This window comes from Streptomyces sp. NPDC001348 (assembly GCF_053597535.1).
In genome coordinates, this window is record NZ_JBSFIK010000022.1 from 98,378 (window position 1) to 113,163 (window position 14,786).

Here is a 14,786-nt window from a genome sequence, read left to right on the forward strand (position 1 = left end):
GGCTGTCTCGTGCCGACCGCGCCGGCGGTCAGCGCGTCGACGGAACGCCGACGGTGTTCTTCAGCTCCAGCACGAGCTGGGGGCTGAGCGCGGCGCCGGCGCGGTTGGCGAACAGCGTCATCTCGTACGCGATGTTGCCGAGCTTGGCCTCCTTGTCGGCGACCACGCCGAGGACGGCGCCGCTGCCGATGGCGGAGACGATGACGTGGCCGCCCTGCAGATCGATGATGACCTTGTTGAGACTGCCCAGCCCGTAGTTGCCGGAGGCGCCGGCGGCCAGGCTGGTGATGCCGGAGACGATCGCGGCCAGCCGTTCGGAGTGAGCGCGCTCGCGCAGCTCCGAAACGGCGATGAGCAGCCCGTCGGAGGACACGGCGATGGCGTCCACGACACCTGCCGTCTCGGTTGCGAATCGCTTGAGCAGCCAATTGAAGTCGGCTGCGGCGGCCTGCAGATCGGTCGGCTTGGTGCCGCCCGTCGGGGTGTCACCTGTCGACGTGCTCACTGCTCGGCTCCTTCCGGGTGGTGGTTCTGGTCGTGCGCGTGGTGCGTCGTTCCGGTCCCGCCGGTCAGGTCGGGTCGCGGGAAGTCACCGGTGTCGCTGTCCCGCCGGGCGCGTTCCACCGCTGCCTCGAACTCCTCCAGCGCGTCGCGTACGGCGTCCGCGTCGACGGTCCGTGCCACCTGCGGTACGACGTGGGCGGCACCGGCGGTCGTGCGGAGGGTCGCTCCGCGTACCCGGCGGTGGAGGGGGCGGGAGGCGCCCTCGGCGGGCGGAGGTGTCCCGGCGCCGGCGCCCGTCCCGTCCTCGCCCGGCGACTCCCGGCGCGGGGCCCGCCGGGGGAGCGGGGAGGGACGGTCGTGCCCGGGGCCCGCGTCGGAGGTCCCGGGGGCGGTGGGAGCCACGGGAGGGGCGGTGGGCGTCGAACCGAGGGGCGCGGCGGGGGAGTGGGAGCGTGCCGGGGCACCGTCGGTCGCCGGCGCGCCGGAAGCCGTGTCGACGGCAGCCGCCGGAGTGGACCGGGCCCCGTCGACGGTCGCCGTCGCCGTGCCGGAAGCCGCGAGGCCGGCGGTCGCCGCCCGGCCGGCGGTCCGGACGGCGGTCGTCGCCGTCGCACCGGTGGCTCCGTGGCCGGCGGTCGCCGTCGCGGCCTCAGTGGGAACGGGCCCGTCGGAAAGGTCCCTCCCCGCCGAACCGCCGGCGGGCACGGTCAGCAGCAGGCGGGCCGGCAGGGTGACCTCCGCCGTCACGCCTCCGCCCGGGGTGCGGGAGAGCTCGACCCCGATGTCCCAGCGGCGCGCCAGCGTACCGACCACGAACAGACCGAGGACCTTGGTCGGTACCAGGTCCAGGCGTTCGCGGCGGATCAGGCGGGCGTTCTCCTCCGCCAGGTGCTCGGCACTCATGCCGAGGCCGTGGTCGGTGATGACGACGTGGGTGCCCGCCGCGCCGGAGCTGACGGTCACCTCGATGGGGCTGCCCTGCGGCGAGAACGACACCGCGTTCTCGAGGAGTTCGGCCACCATCAGGGTGAGGTCGCCGATGATGTCCGGCTCGATCATCGCGTCCGCCGCCGCGTGCAGCCGCACCCGCTGGTAGCCCTCGATCTGTCCGAGCGCCGCCCGTACGACATTGCTGAGCGCGGTCGGCCCGGCGTCCAGGACCGTCTCCCGGATGCCGGCCAGGAGCATCAGGCTGTCGGCGTTGCGGCGCAGGCGCACGGCGATGTGGTCGATGGAGTACAGCCGCTCCAGCAGCGCCGGATCGGTCTCGCCCCGCTCCACGGCGTCGATCAGTGCCAGCTGCCGCGTCGTCAGGTTGCTGACCCGCCGGCCGACGTTGCCGAACATCTCCGCGACGTTGCGCCGGCTGAGCACCTGCCGCTCCAGCAGCGCCGCAGCGCTGGTCTGTACGCGGTTGAAGGCGCCGGCCAGGTCGCCGATCTCGTCGCGCGCGGTGACGGGCATGTCCCGCAGCCGGGGCGGTCCGTCGTCCTCGGAGTCGTCGTCGGCCACCCGGGCCAGTTCCCGGCCCGCGACGTCGGCGACCTCCTGCGCCGCATCGGTGAGGGCCTGCACCGGCCGGATCACCGAACGGCGCACCACGAAGGCGAAGGCGAGCCAGAGGGCGAAGCCGATCAGCGCGACGCTCAGCAGCAGCCCGGCCCGCCACTGGGCGGAGCTCGACGCCGCGTCGGCCCGGTCGGCGATCCGGTCGATCAGCGAGGTGGTGATCTTCAGCCGGGCCGCGGCCTGTGCCGGGTAGTCGGGGTAGTCCTTCAGCGCCTCCTTGACCGCCGCCCGGGTCTCGGCCTGGCCGCCGGACTCCAGCCTCCCGGGGTCGATCTGCAGCTCGGCGTAGGACTCGGCGATGTCGCGCTGCGCGGCGGTGTGCTCGATCCCGGCCAGCGCCTCGGCCTGGTCCGCGCTGGCGAACCGGGAGAACCGGTCCGCCTGGTGCTGGTACAGGTCGTAGGCGCCGACCGCGCCGGTGAACTCGATCAGTGCGTTGGTGTCCCCGGTGGTCGCCGAGAACACGCTGGTCTCGAAGGAGCTGTGGGCCGCGTCCGCGCGCAGCAGCGAGTCCAGCAGGCTGCCGGTGAACGTCGAGGCCAGGGACACGTTGCGGTCCAGGTCCAGTCCGTCGATCAGGTCCTGCGAGGCGTTGGTGTAGGCGGGGTCGATGTTGTCGGCCGGGAAGTAACCGCCCTCGACGGTCCGGCGCAGGCTGCTCAGGCCCTCGACCTGCCGCAGTGCCTGCGCCTCCGTGGCCGGCAGCCGGCCGCCGAAGGTGCCGCGCACCTTCTCCACCTGGGTGTCGACCGCCTTCTGCGCCGCCCGGTAGCTCCTCGGGGAGGGCCTGCCGTCACCCGCCTCGTAGCGCACCGAGAGCAGGATGGCCTGCTGGTGCTCGGTCTCCACCAGGTTCACCAGCCGTGCGACCTGGGCGCTGTCGCGCACCAGCCGCGCCGCCGACCCGGCGCCGCCCGACTCCTGGAGGAGGTCGGTGATGGGGTAGGACAGCAGTGCCGCGATCACCGCGAGGGGCACGCCGACCAGGATGTTCAGCTTGCGCCGGAAGGGCCAGCGGTCGGCAAAGCCCCGGGCGGGCGCGTCCACAGCGTTCGTGGACACTGGGCCTCCTAGGTAGGGGTGTCTCCACCTGAATGAGCAACGACACCGAAGCGGGCCCCGTACACCGCTGTGACCGACGTCAACGGCCGTGAGACTACAGCGTCCTTGAAGGGTCAATCACCAGCACGCATGTCAAGAATCCGTTACAAATGAACCGCTTGTGCTACACAACTAGCCACCGACCGAAGTCAATCGGTGACCAGAACACTCTTGACTGACCGAGAACAGCCTGGATTGGATCAGTCTCAGAGCTGTTCCACGCTGTGCACGTTGTCCATCGCACCATCTGAGCCCGGAACGGGAACCGTGACTACCAACACCCACACCAGCAGGTCATTCCGCAGACACCCCGGCGCGGCGATTGCCGTGCTGGCCACGGCGACGGCCCTGCTGGCGGGCTGTTCCTCCTCCGACAAGTCCGACGACCCGCTCGCAGGCAAGAAGGCGACCGGCGGGACCGTCGTCGTCGGCTCGAACAACTTCCCCGAGAGCACCCTGCTCGCCGACATCTACGGTGAGGCCCTGAAGGCCAAGGGAATCAAGGTCGAATACAAGCCGAACATCGGCAGCCGCGAGACGACCTACGGCCTGCTCAAGAACGGCAGCATCTCGGTCCTGCCCGAGTACAACGGCGCGCTGCTGGCCTACCTCGACCCGAAGGCCACCCCGAAGACGGTCGGGGAGACCACGGACGCCATCAACGCCAAGCTCGACTCGAAACTGACGCTGCTGAAGCCGGCATCGGCCCAGGACAAGGACTCCGTCACCGTCAACAAGGAGACGGCGGCGAAGTACAACCTCACCGCGAAGTCCTCCGTCGCCGACCTCAAGGACGTGGCGAAGGACCTGGTCATCGGCGGCTCGCCGGAGTTCCAGACCCGGCAGCAGGGCCTGGTCGGCCTGAAGTCGGTCTACGGCCTTGAGTTCAAGTCCTTCAAGGCGCTGGACGCGGGCAGCACGCTGACCCAGACGGCGCTGGCGAAGAACACCGTGCAGGCCGCGGACATCTTCACCACGGACCCGACCATCGCCAAGGAGAAGTTCGTCGTCCTGCAGGATCCGAAGAACCTCTTCGGGTTCGAGAACGTGCAGCCGCTGGTCTACAAGAGCGCGCTGAACCAGAAGGGCGTGGACACCCTCAACGCCGTCTCCGCGAAGCTGGACACGGCCGCGCTGCTGGACCTGGACACCCAGGTGCAGTCGCAGAACAAGGACCCGCTGGACGTCGCCAAGGCCTGGCTGAAGTCCGCCGGCCTCGACTGACCGGGCATCCTTGAACACGAGCGCCGAAGGAGCGACGCGGGTGTCCCCGGACGCCGGGGACACCCGCGTCGTGCTCGACGGCCGGGGCCTCGACCTGACCGGGATCGTCAGGCTCGCCGACGCCGCCGCCGAACCCCGGGTGCCGGCCGGCGCGCTGGAGCGGGTCCGCCGGTCCTGGGAGACCGCGGGCCGGCTCGCCGGTACCGGCCGCCTGTACGGGCGCGGCACCGGCGTCGGCGCCCACCGCTCGGTGACGGTCGACCCGGACGACGAGGCCGCCCACGGGGTGCGGCTGCTGCGCAGCCATGCGGGCGGTGCGGGCCCGCTCCTGCCCGCCCGTCAGGTCCGCGCCATGCTCACCGTCCGCGCCAACCAGCTCCTGGCCGGCGGCTCCGGCATCCAGCCCGCCTTCGTGACCGCCCTCACCGAGGCCCTCCGCCTCGGCGTGCACCCCGCCGTCAACGAGTACGGCGGTCTGGGCACCGGCGACCTGACGGCCCTCGCCCAGACGGGGCTGACCCTGATCGGGGAGCGGCCCTGGCTGACCTCGGCGGCGGACAGCGGTGACCTGCCCCGCCCGGACGCCCCGCCGGACGGGCTGCCCGCACCCGTGGTGCCCGGACCCGGCGACGCGCTGGCGCTGCTCAGCAGCAACGCGCTCGCCCTCGGCCGGGCAGCGCTCGCCGGGCACGACACCGAGGTGCTGCTGCGAGCCACCCACGCGGTCGCCGCCCTCTCGCTCGCCGCCGTCTCCGGTTCCCCGGAGGCCTATGCCGCCGAGGTGCACGCCCTGCGTCCCTACCCCGGCCCGGCCCGCGCGGCCTCCGAGGTGCGGCGGCTGCTCGGTATGCCGGAACGGCCGCGCGCCACCGGGCGCCGGATCCAGGACCCGTACGGGTTCCGTGCCTTCCCGCAGGTGCACGGCGCCGCTCTCGAGGCCTTCGACAGGCTGCGCGGGATCATCGAGGTCGAGGTCAACTGCCCTTCGGAGAACCCCCTCGTCACCCCGGACGGCCACGCCTACCACCACGGCGGGTTCTTCGCGGCCCCGCTCGGTCTTGCCCTGGACGGGCTGAACCTCGCGCTGCTGCAGACCGCCCAGCTCTCCGCCGCCCGCCTCGCGGCACTGGGCCGCGCCGACCTCACCGGGCTGCCCGCCTTCCTCGCCTCCGGCCCCGCGAGCAGTTCCGGCACGATGATCCTGGAGTACACGGCCAACTCGGCTCTGGCGGAGCTGCGTTCCTGTGCCGCACCCGCGTCGGCCGGACACGCCGTCGTCTCGCACGGCCTGGAGGAGGCCGCCAGCTTCGCCGGTCAGGCCGCACGCCAGACCCAACGGGCCGCCGACGCCCACGCCACCGTCCTGGCCTGCGAACTCGTCACCGCCGTACGGGCGTTGCGCCTTCTTCCGGTCCCGCCGCAGGTCCCCGCCTTCACCGTGGCGGCCGCGGCCCTTCCGCCCGGCACCGAGGACCGCCCGCTGACCGGGGACGTGACGACGGCCGCCGAACTGCTGCCGGTACTCGCCGCGTTGTGAGTCCTCGCCGCGCGGCGCGGTGGGGCATGGACGAGGGCACGGTCGACGTCGTCGAGCGTGCCCCCGCTTGCCCGGTCCCTCAGAGGTCGAACTCGTGCGGCGGCAACTCCAGGGTGAAGCAGGCCTCGCGGACCACGGCCTGTTCGGTCTTGTCGAAGTCACCGTCCGCACCGCCGATGACGATGCCGATCTGGATGACGGCCCGCGCCTCCGCGGGCTTCTTCTTCGCCTTGGCGATCTCCTGGAGCACGCTCACCTTGCCGAAGGCGAAGTCGGCGGTCAGCTTGTTCAGATTGTCCTCGAAGCGCCGCCGCAGGTCGTCGGCGGGGAAGTTCTGCAAGACCTCGTTGGTCGCGATGAGCTGCGCCACGCGCTGCCGCTCGGCCGGGTCGATCGTCCCGTCGGCGGCTGCCACGAGGGCGCACATCGCCATGCTCGCGTCACGGAAGGCACCGCTCTTCAGGTCGTTCTTCTTCGCCACGAGCTGGGTCTGCATCGTCGACGCGGACTCCTTGATCCGGTCCCACAGGGCCATGCGAACTCCTCATACGGATCGACACACGGAGACTTCCACAACGAGGTGGAAACTCGGGCGCCGACGGATAAGTTCCGCCGTGCGGCGTGGGCGAGGCCGGGCGCCCCGTGCCCGTGGGGACGCCCGAGGCGGGCACGGCCGTCCCCACGGCCGTGCCCGCCATGTGCGGGTCCCGATGCGCCGGGTCAGACGGCTCCGACCTGTGCCTGGTGTTCCCGCTCCTTGCGCTTCCGGCGGCTCACCCGGGGTTCCTGGTCCGGGAGCCAGCCGAAGGCGAGGCAGCTGCCGGTGACGCCGAGGGCGAGGCCGACGATGAAGCCGCCGAGGTTGGAGGTGGCCCAGGTGCCCAGGGAGATCAGGACTCCGAGGATGGAGTAGAAGAGACGCTGAGCGGGGCTGAAGAGGATCAGCAGGCCGAGGATCAGCATCACCGTGGGCAACAGGTAACCCGCGAGGCCCTGCATGCCGACGTGCAGGATGACCGGAAGCGGTGCCTTCATGGTCACCAGGATCTCGGCGCCTCCCAGCACGAGCAGCAGGCCGCCCGGGAAGGGCCGTTGCCCTCTCCACTGCCGGAAGCGGTCCATCACTTGCAGCCGTCGCTGGAGAACTTCATGTGCAGGTTGGGAAGCTTGAAGACGGCCGCGGTGGCGGCGTAGTTGTGCTGGTTCAGGTTCGTGATGTGGACCTCGTCGGCCTGCTGGCCGTAGACGCCCTTGGGGCCCTGGACGTCGGCCTTGTCGAAGGTGCTGGCGTCGCGGCCGATCTCGATGCCCTTGAAGTCGGCGTTGCCCGTGATGTCGTCGGAGTCGATCGACAGATGGTCCACCTGCACCTTCTTCTTCCCGGTGCCGGCGGTGAGCACGAGCTGGATGCCGCCGAGGTCGACGCTCTGGCACATGTTGGTGAGCGTGCCGTTCTTCACCACCGAGGTGACGACCAGCTCCTGGCCGTCGGTGTCGCCGGCGTTGGGGCTGTTCGGGATCATGTTGTCCAGCGCGCCGAACTGCTCGAAACCCGTTCCGTCGAGCCGGTCGGCCTTGACCACGAACGGCATGCCGGAAATGGCGAACTGGACGCCCAGGGCGCCCTGTGCGGTGAGGACCGCGAGTCCCGCGGTGACCGCGGCGGCGGGCACCGCCATCACGGCGGCCCGGCGCAGCCGGACCCGGCCGCGTCTCCCGGAGCCGTCGGCGGGTTCGGGTACGGAACCGCTTTCGGGGTTCTCGGGGGTGTTGTCGGCGGACGAGAGGTCCGGGGACGAGGCCATGTCTGCTCCCATGGGGCATAGTCATGCGGTCGGGCTTCGTGGCACGTTGTCCTGGCGCGGACAGCGGCTGTCGCGCACGCCTCCTCGCACTCCCGGCGGTTGCAAGGGCTTTCTCGTTACGCGGCAGTAGCCTCCGAGGAAGTTACCGGTGGTTACATGACGGGTCAAGGGAGTTGTGAAAAAACAGTGTCGATTATGCGTCACCTGCGTTCAAGGACGTTAACTCCCTTGATCCATCTTGACGTTGACTGACGCTCAGGTCTACAACTGCCCCTGGCTCGACCGGATCCGTGGCGCCGGATCCGCAGTACGACACGGACGGGTGTCCGTGGCTGCACCCGGCGCGGCACTCCGCTTCACGGACATCGCAGACATCGCAGGCCCACCGGGCGGCACGCCGGTGGCCGGAAACCTTCCGTCGAGCGTCTGCGTACGCATGCGGCACCGGCACGGTCCCTTCCCGCTTTCGGCCCGTGCCCGTCCGCTCCTCATCCGGCCCGGCCGGAGGCCTGTCCAAGGCTTTCGACCGGTGCCAGCTGCCGTTGCCGGCCCGTACGTACGGAGAAGGCGTCACGGGCCGGCAGCGGCAGGCGCCCAGCGCGCCCCAGACCCCCCACATCCCCTCAGCAAGCCCCCCACCCAGGAAAGAGGCACCCGCAATGCGCACCCGTACCCTCGTGACCCTCGCCGGCGCCGTCGCCGCCCTCGCGCTCCCGCTGGCCGCCGTCCCCGCGTCGGCGGACGGCACGGCCGTCCTCACCACCGGCGGCCTCGGCGGCACGCCGGTCGCGAACGGTGACGTCCTCACCGCGCCGCTGGCGAGCGGCACCACCGCCACGCTCTACTCCAGCGCGACCGGCACCAGCGGCGTCAAGTGCACGTCGTCGCAGTTCACCGCCACCGTCACCGACAACCCGGCCGCGCCCGGCACGGCCACCGAGTCGGCCGGCGCGCAGACCTTCGACGCGAGCAGCTGCACCAGCAACGTCCTCGGTGTCACCGGCGTCAGCAGCATCACGGTCGACAACATGCCCTACAAGACCACCGTGAACTCCGACGGCACGCTCACCGTGACCCCGGCGAGCGGCTCGACCATCCAGACCACCGTCAAGCTGAAGACGCTGCTGGGCTCCATCAACTGCGTCTACCAGGCGGCCAGCCTGACCGGCAAGGCCGACAACAGCGACAACAGCATCAACTTCACCAACCAGCAGTTCACCAAGACCTCTGGCTCCTCGCTCTGCTTCGCCAGCGGTTACTTCACCGCCAAGTACGCCCCCGTCACCGCCTCGGGCGCTGCGGTCTACGTCAACTGAGCGGTCTGACGCAGGCGTTCAGCGCCGACGCAGTCGTACAACCAGGGCGGCGCCGCCGGTGAGCACCAGCACCGCGGCGGCGCCGCCCGCCAGCACAGGGGCGGAGGGCCCGGAGCCGGGATCGGTGGCGGAGGCCACCGGGGTGCTGTCGGCGGTGGTGCCCTCCGTCCGCGGCGCCGTCGCCGCCGGACCGGAAGTCTCCTCCGGCGTACCCCCGGTCGCCGGCCGGCTCGAGGCGGCGGCGGACGACCGGGCCGCCTTCCCGGCTTGCGCACCGGACGCGGCCGAGGCGGAAGCCGGGCCCGACGCGGTGGCCCGGCCGGCCTTCGCCCCGGAGAACACCACGTCGGAACACGAGTAGTAGGTGTCCGACGTACTGCTGTTCTGCCAGATCGTGTAGAGCACGTGCCGTCCCGTACGGTCCGACGGCAGTCGGGCCGTGAAGTGGTAGGCGCCGTCGGTCAGAGGCGGGTCCGTGACCTGGGCGAAGGGCCGCGCGGGAAGTTCCGCCCAGGTCAACGGCTCGGCCGGGTCGTAGCCCGGCTTGGTCAGGTACAGCTTGAACGTGCCGGTGTGCGGGATCGTCGAGGCGTACGTCATCGTCAGCTTCGCGCCCGGGCTCAGCCGGGTCGACGGCCAGTCCGCACGGGCCAGGTCGAGGCCCTTGTAGGCGGGCAGGCCACCGCTGCACAGCCGTCCGTCCGGAATCACCTGCCGGTCCCGGCCGTTCACGCCCGCCACTCGCAGGTTGTCCCACTGGGCGAAGGACGCCCCGTTCGCGGCGACGGCCGCGCGGCACGCCGCCGACCGGGCCGCACTCCCGCCGTCGGGCGAGCAGGCGTACACCCGGCTGACCGGACTCGTGGGCGCGCCGTGCGCCAGTGCCGGTGCCGCCGCCCACAGCGACAGCAGGGCGGAGGCCGCCGCGGCGACCCCCGTGACCCTCAGGTGTGCGGTCATCCGACTCAACGCGGAACGCCTCCTCGGCCGGTGCGGCAACGGTGTTCCCGTGCAGTACGGGAAACCGGCCCGAAGCGTTCAGACCGCCACCCCCGCCACGCGACGGCTGGAAACCGAGGGCCGGTCGAGGCCCCGTTGAGAACCGCTCGACCTCCTCGTATCGTGGCGATCACCGGCGTGGGGTCCCGGTCGTGCCGAGCGGTCGCCGAGAACGGCGGAGCCGAGGGCAAGGCCCGCTCCGACGTGGTGCTTTCACGGACCGTCACAGGTGCCGGGGTTGTCCTGCGCGGCGTTTACACGTGTCGGGCACCGGGCCCGCACCGACCGCCTTGTTGTCACCGGGTGAGTTATCGTGTGCGATGGGTAAGGAACAAACGGAACGTCCCGTACGTTTTCCGGCTTCGAGGAGTGTCCCTCAGATGGCGAGGCAGTTACGCGCCGAGCAGACCCGGGCGACGATCATCCACGCCGCGGCCGACCTGTTCGACCGCCGCGGATACGAGGCGACCAGTCTGAGCGACATCGTCGACCACGCCCGGGTCACCAAGGGCGCGCTCTACTTCCACTTCGCCGCCAAGGAGGATCTGGCCCGGGCCATCCTGGAGTTGCAGGGCCAGGCGTCGCGACAGGTGGTGCAGGAGGTGGAGAGCCGGGGCTGTTCCTCGCTCGAGTTCCTGATCCGCACCACGTTCGGGATCGCCCGGCTCGCGGCCGACGATCCGATTCCCCGGGCGGGGCTCCGCCTCGCCACCGCGCACGTGGCCGTCCGCCCCCCGTTGAAGCACCCCTTCTCCGAGTGGCTGGACCTCTCCACCCGCAAACTCCTCGGCGCGGTCAGGGAGTCCGACGTCCACCCGGACACCGACGTGGCCGCCGCCGCCCACTCCCTCGTGTACTTCTTCGTCGGCACCCGGGTCGCCGGCCGCTCCCTCGACCCCGACGGACGGCTGCCCCGCCGGATCGCCGAGATGTGGCACCTGATGATCCGGGGCCTGGTGCCGGTGCCCCGCCGCCCTCGCTACCTCGCCCTTACCACCCAGCTGGAACGGGAGTCCAGGGACGCCTGATCCGCGGGGTACGGTGACGCGTATGCCCGACACCCCCGCCGCACCCGTGATCCTCGGCGACGAACCCGGCTCCTTCCCGCGCGGCGTACTGGCCGAGCGGCATCCCGCGATCATCCGGCAGGTGCGTGAGGCCTTCCCCTACGGCCCCGGGCAGCACCGCGCGCTGGACGCGCTGCTGAAGAGCTGCACCGAGGGAGTGATCGAACCCCTGCCCGCGGACGCGCCGGACGGCGACCGGTGGCGGGCCTGGGGCGCGGGCACCTGGACCGGCCGCTCCTGGTTCGAAGTGCCCTGGCTGTGGTCGGAGAGCTACTTCTACCGCCGGCTCCTCGACGCCGTCGCCTACTTCACCCCCGGCCCCTGGGCCGGCATCGACCCCTTCCGCTCCTTCAAGCGCGCCGAACTCGACTCCGCGGAGACGGACGAGGAACTGGCCGCGCTGGACGCGCTCGAGGAGCTGCCGCCCGGTGAACGGGCCCGCGCCCTGCTGCACGGCTCCCTCTGGGGCAACCGCGCCGACCTCGGCTTCCGCCTCTCGGCCGCCGGCGCCGACGCCGAGGAGGCGGACCAGGCCCTGGTGGCCGACGAGAGCGACACCCTGTGGTCCCTGCTGCCGCCCTCCGGCACGGGCACACTCTGCCTCGTCGCGGACAACGCGGGCCGGGAACTCGTCCCGGACCTGCTCCTGATCGCCCACCTCCTCGCCGAGGGCCGCGCCGCACGGGCCGTGCTGCACGTCAAGCCCTACCCGTACTACGTGTCCGACGCCACGACCTCCGACGTGGTCGACGCCCTGCGCCGGCTCACCGCGGCACCCGGCGCGGCGGCCGGATACGGGCGGCGGCTGTGGGCGGCGATGGCCGACGGCCGCCTCGAGGTGCGCGCCCACCCCTTCTCCTGCGCCCCGCTGCCGTACGCGGACATGCCGGACGACCTGCGTGACGAGTTCGCGGCCGCCACGCTGACCGTGGTCAAGGGCGACCTCAACTACCGGCGCCTGGTGGGCGACCGGATGTGGCCGCCGACCACCTCCTTCCAGGACGTCACCGGGTACTTCCCGGGCCCGGTCGCCGCCCTGCGCACGCTGAAGTCCGACGTGATCACCGGCCTGGCCGCGGACACCGAGGCCGCCCTGGTCGCCGCCGGGGAACAGCGCTGGCGCACCGGCGGTACCCATGCGCTCATCCAGGTCGGCGGACGGCCGGCCGACGCACAACGGAAGTGACGTGAAGTTCCCGGTGTTCCCGGTTTCCGCGGCGTTTCACGCGATGGTGTGATCAGCTGCCGCGGCACGGATGTCCGTCGGAGGCCGCGGGTAGGGCCCGGCCATGACGCAGCCCTTCGCACTCCCGCACTTCTACATGCCGTATCCCGCGCGGCTGAACCCCCACGTCGACGAGGCGCGCGCCCACTCGACGGCGTGGGCGCGCGAGATGGGCATGCTGGAGGGCTCCGGGATCTGGGAGCAGGCCGACCTCGAGGCGCACGACTACGGGCTCCTGTGCGCCTACACCCACCCCGACTGCGACGGCACCGCGCTCTCGCTGATCACCGACTGGTACGTGTGGGTGTTCTTCTTCGACGACCACTTCCTGGACATGTACAAGCGCACCCCGGACCGTGCCGCCGGCAAGGCGCACCTCGACCGGCTGCCGCTGTTCATGCCGCTGGACCTGCGGGACGCCGTACCCGAGCCACGGAACCCGGTCGAGGCGGGACTCGCCGACCTGTGGGCGCGCACGGTGCCGTCGATGTCGGTGGACTGGCGCCGGCGGTTCGCGCGGGCCACCGAACATCTGCTGAACGAGTCCCTGTGGGAGCTGTCCAACATCGACGAGGGGCGGATCGCCAACCCCGTCGAGTACATCGAGATGCGCCGCAAGGTGGGCGGCGCCCCCTGGTCCGCGGGACTCGTCGAGTACGCCACCGCCGAGGTACCCGCGTCCGTCGCCGGGTCCAGGCCGCTGCGGGTGCTCATGGAGACCTTCTCCGACGCCGTCCATCTGCGCAACGACCTGTTCTCCTACCAGCGGGAGGTCGAGGACGAGGGGGAGAACAGCAACGGCGTACTGGTCCTGGAGACCTTCTTCGGCTGCACCACCCAGGAGGCCGCCGACACCGTGAACGACATCCTCACCTCCCGCCTCCACCAGTTCGAGCACACCGCGCTCACCGAAGTGCCCGCACTCGCCCTGGACAAGGGCCTCACCCCGGACGAGGTCGCGGCCGTCGCGGCGTACACCAAGGGGCTGCAGGACTGGCAGTCGGGCGGCCACGAATGGCACCTGCGCTCCAGCCGGTACATGAACGAGGGGGCCACCTCGGCCGCGCCCTGGCACGGGCCGGCCGGGCCCGGTACCTCCGCCGCCGACGTCGGCGCGCTGCTCGCCTCGGCCGCGGTGGAACGTCTGCGCGCCTACTCCCACATGCCCTTCCAGAAGGTCGGCCCGTCCCTGCTGCCCGACTTCCACATGCCGTTCCAGGTGGAGCTGAGCCCGCATCTGGACCGCGCCCGCCGGGGCCTCGTGGAGTGGACGGGACGGATGGGCATGCTGTCGGAGGGCGTGTGGGACGAGGACAAGCTCGCCTCGTGCGACCTCGCGCTGTGCTCGGCCGGCCTCGACCCCGACGCCACGCCCGAGGCCCTCGACCTCAGCGCCGCATGGCTGGCCTTCGGCACGTACGGCGACGACTACTACCCCCTGGTGTACGGCCACCGCCGCGACCTGGCGGCCGCCCGGCTGACCACGGCCCGTCTGTCGTCCTGCATGCCGGTCGACGGCGAGGAGCCGCCCGTCGTCCCCGTCAACGCCATGGAACGCGCGCTGATCGACCTGTGGGCCCGCACGACCGCGGACATGACCCCGGACCAGCGGAGCACCCTGAAACGGGCCGTCGACACGATGACCGAGAGCTGGGTGTGGGAGCTGTCCAACCAGTTGCAGAACCGCGTCCCCGACCCGGTCGACTACCTGGAGATGCGACGGGCCACCTTCGGCTCCGATCTCACCCTCAGCCTGTGCCGCATGGGGCACGGCCCGGCGATCCCGCCGGAGGTGTACCGCACCGGACCGGTCCGCTCACTGGAGAACGCCGCCATCGACTACGCCTGCCTCCTCAACGACGTCTTCTCGTACCAGAAGGAGATCGAGTACGAGGGCGAGATCCACAACGCCGTCCTCGTCGTGCAGAACTTCTTCGGCGTCGACTACCCGGCCGCGCTCGGAGTCGTGCACGACCTGATGACCCAGCGGATGCAGCAGTTCGAACACGTCGTGGCGCACGAACTGCCGGTCGTCCACGAGGACTTCCAGCTCACGGCCGAGGCGCGCGGAATCATGGAGGGCTATGTCGCCGACCTGCGCAACTGGCTGGCCGGAATCCTGAACTGGCACCGGGGCGTCGACCGCTACAAGGCCTCCTACCTCGCCCGCCGCTCCCACGGCTTCCTCCCGGACCGGCCGCCGGCACTGCCCGTCAGCTGAGCCGCGGCGCGCGGGCCGCCGCGTGCTCGGTGGCGGCCCGCGCCGGCGCCCGGACCACCGGGTGCGGGCGCGAGCCGTCGCCGGCCGGCTCCGGCTGGAAGAGCGTGCCCGTACACCACTTTCCTGGACGCAACCCGCCGCGTAGCGGCACGGCAACCAGCCGAGGAAGACCGGAATCCCCGGGCTTCAGCCCAAGGAGCAAGTCAAGCGGGCACCGA

At 71.4% G+C, this 14,786-nt stretch carries 12 protein-coding genes; 6 read left to right on the plus strand and 6 right to left on the minus strand.

The features are described from left to right. Positions 1-28: 28 nt before the first annotated feature. Both ACWC21_RS23275 and ACWC21_RS23280 read right to left on the minus strand, forming a co-directional pair. On the minus strand, positions 29-505 hold the full coding sequence (locus tag ACWC21_RS23275; protein ID WP_389146482.1) for a roadblock/LC7 domain-containing protein: 477 nt from the start codon (positions 503-505) through the stop codon (positions 29-31). After that, on the minus strand, positions 502-3,135 hold the full coding sequence (locus tag ACWC21_RS23280; RefSeq protein ID WP_450884717.1) for an ATP-binding protein: 2,634 nt from the start codon (positions 3,133-3,135) through the stop codon (positions 502-504). Before ACWC21_RS23280 ends, ACWC21_RS23275 begins: the two co-directional genes overlap by 4 nt. A gap of 306 nt (positions 3,136-3,441) precedes the next feature. Here ACWC21_RS23280 and ACWC21_RS23285 point away from each other — a divergent pair, with 306 nt between their 5' ends. Both ACWC21_RS23285 and ACWC21_RS23290 read left to right on the plus strand, forming a co-directional pair. Then, positions 3,442-4,398, plus strand: coding sequence for a glycine betaine ABC transporter substrate-binding protein (locus ACWC21_RS23285; protein WP_450884718.1), 957 nt, complete (start codon positions 3,442-3,444; stop codon positions 4,396-4,398). 40 nt (positions 4,399-4,438) lie between these two features. Further along, the gene (locus ACWC21_RS23290; protein WP_450884719.1) at positions 4,439-5,935 is read left to right on the plus strand and encodes an aromatic amino acid ammonia-lyase; all 1,497 of its coding nucleotides are present in this window, start codon (positions 4,439-4,441) and stop codon (positions 5,933-5,935) included. A 79-nt stretch (positions 5,936-6,014) separates the two neighbouring features. Here ACWC21_RS23290 and ACWC21_RS23295 read toward each other — a convergent pair whose 3' ends face one another. The 3 genes from ACWC21_RS23295 to ACWC21_RS23305 all read right to left on the minus strand — a co-directional run bounded on the left by ACWC21_RS23295 (position 6,015) and on the right by ACWC21_RS23305 (position 7,740). After that, a complete protein-coding gene (locus ACWC21_RS23295) occupies positions 6,015-6,470 on the minus strand; it encodes a tellurite resistance TerB family protein (RefSeq protein WP_450884720.1) in 456 nt (151 codons plus the stop codon). A gap of 185 nt (positions 6,471-6,655) precedes the next feature. Beyond that, positions 6,656-7,057, minus strand: coding sequence for a DUF6114 domain-containing protein (locus tag ACWC21_RS23300; RefSeq protein WP_450884721.1), 402 nt, complete (start codon positions 7,055-7,057; stop codon positions 6,656-6,658). Continuing rightward, positions 7,057-7,740, minus strand: a complete 684-nt coding sequence (locus ACWC21_RS23305) for a DUF6230 family protein (protein ID WP_450884722.1) — start codon at positions 7,738-7,740, stop codon at positions 7,057-7,059. The genes ACWC21_RS23300 and ACWC21_RS23305 overlap by 1 nt, the downstream gene beginning before the upstream one ends. A 659-nt stretch (positions 7,741-8,399) precedes the next feature. On the opposite strand from ACWC21_RS23305, the gene ACWC21_RS23310 reads away from it, so the two are divergent. Continuing rightward, positions 8,400-9,056 (plus strand): Tat pathway signal sequence domain protein, encoded by a 657-nt coding sequence (locus ACWC21_RS23310; protein WP_450884723.1) that lies wholly within the window; start codon positions 8,400-8,402, stop codon positions 9,054-9,056. An 18-nt stretch (positions 9,057-9,074) separates the two neighbouring features. Here ACWC21_RS23310 and ACWC21_RS23315 read toward each other — a convergent pair whose 3' ends face one another. Continuing rightward, the gene (locus tag ACWC21_RS23315; RefSeq protein WP_450884724.1) at positions 9,075-10,016 is read right to left on the minus strand and encodes a lytic polysaccharide monooxygenase; all 942 of its coding nucleotides are present in this window, start codon (positions 10,014-10,016) and stop codon (positions 9,075-9,077) included. Positions 10,017-10,435: 419 nt separating this feature from the next. Between ACWC21_RS23315 and ACWC21_RS23320 the strand changes: the two genes are divergently transcribed. The 3 genes from ACWC21_RS23320 (at position 10,436) to cyc2 (ending at position 14,568) form a co-directional block, all read left to right on the plus strand. Beyond that, positions 10,436-11,083 carry a ScbR family autoregulator-binding transcription factor gene (locus tag ACWC21_RS23320; protein WP_450884725.1) on the plus strand — a complete coding sequence of 216 codons (648 nt, stop codon included), beginning with the start codon at positions 10,436-10,438 and terminating at the stop codon, positions 11,081-11,083. Positions 11,084-11,105: 22 nt separating this feature from the next. Further along, the gene (locus ACWC21_RS23325; protein WP_450884726.1) at positions 11,106-12,308 is read left to right on the plus strand and encodes a damage-control phosphatase ARMT1 family protein; all 1,203 of its coding nucleotides are present in this window, start codon (positions 11,106-11,108) and stop codon (positions 12,306-12,308) included. Positions 12,309-12,411: 103 nt separating this feature from the next. Continuing rightward, the gene (cyc2, locus tag ACWC21_RS23330; protein ID WP_450884727.1) at positions 12,412-14,568 is read left to right on the plus strand and encodes a germacradienol/geosmin synthase Cyc2; all 2,157 of its coding nucleotides are present in this window, start codon (positions 12,412-12,414) and stop codon (positions 14,566-14,568) included. Positions 14,569-14,786 lie beyond the last annotated feature (218 nt).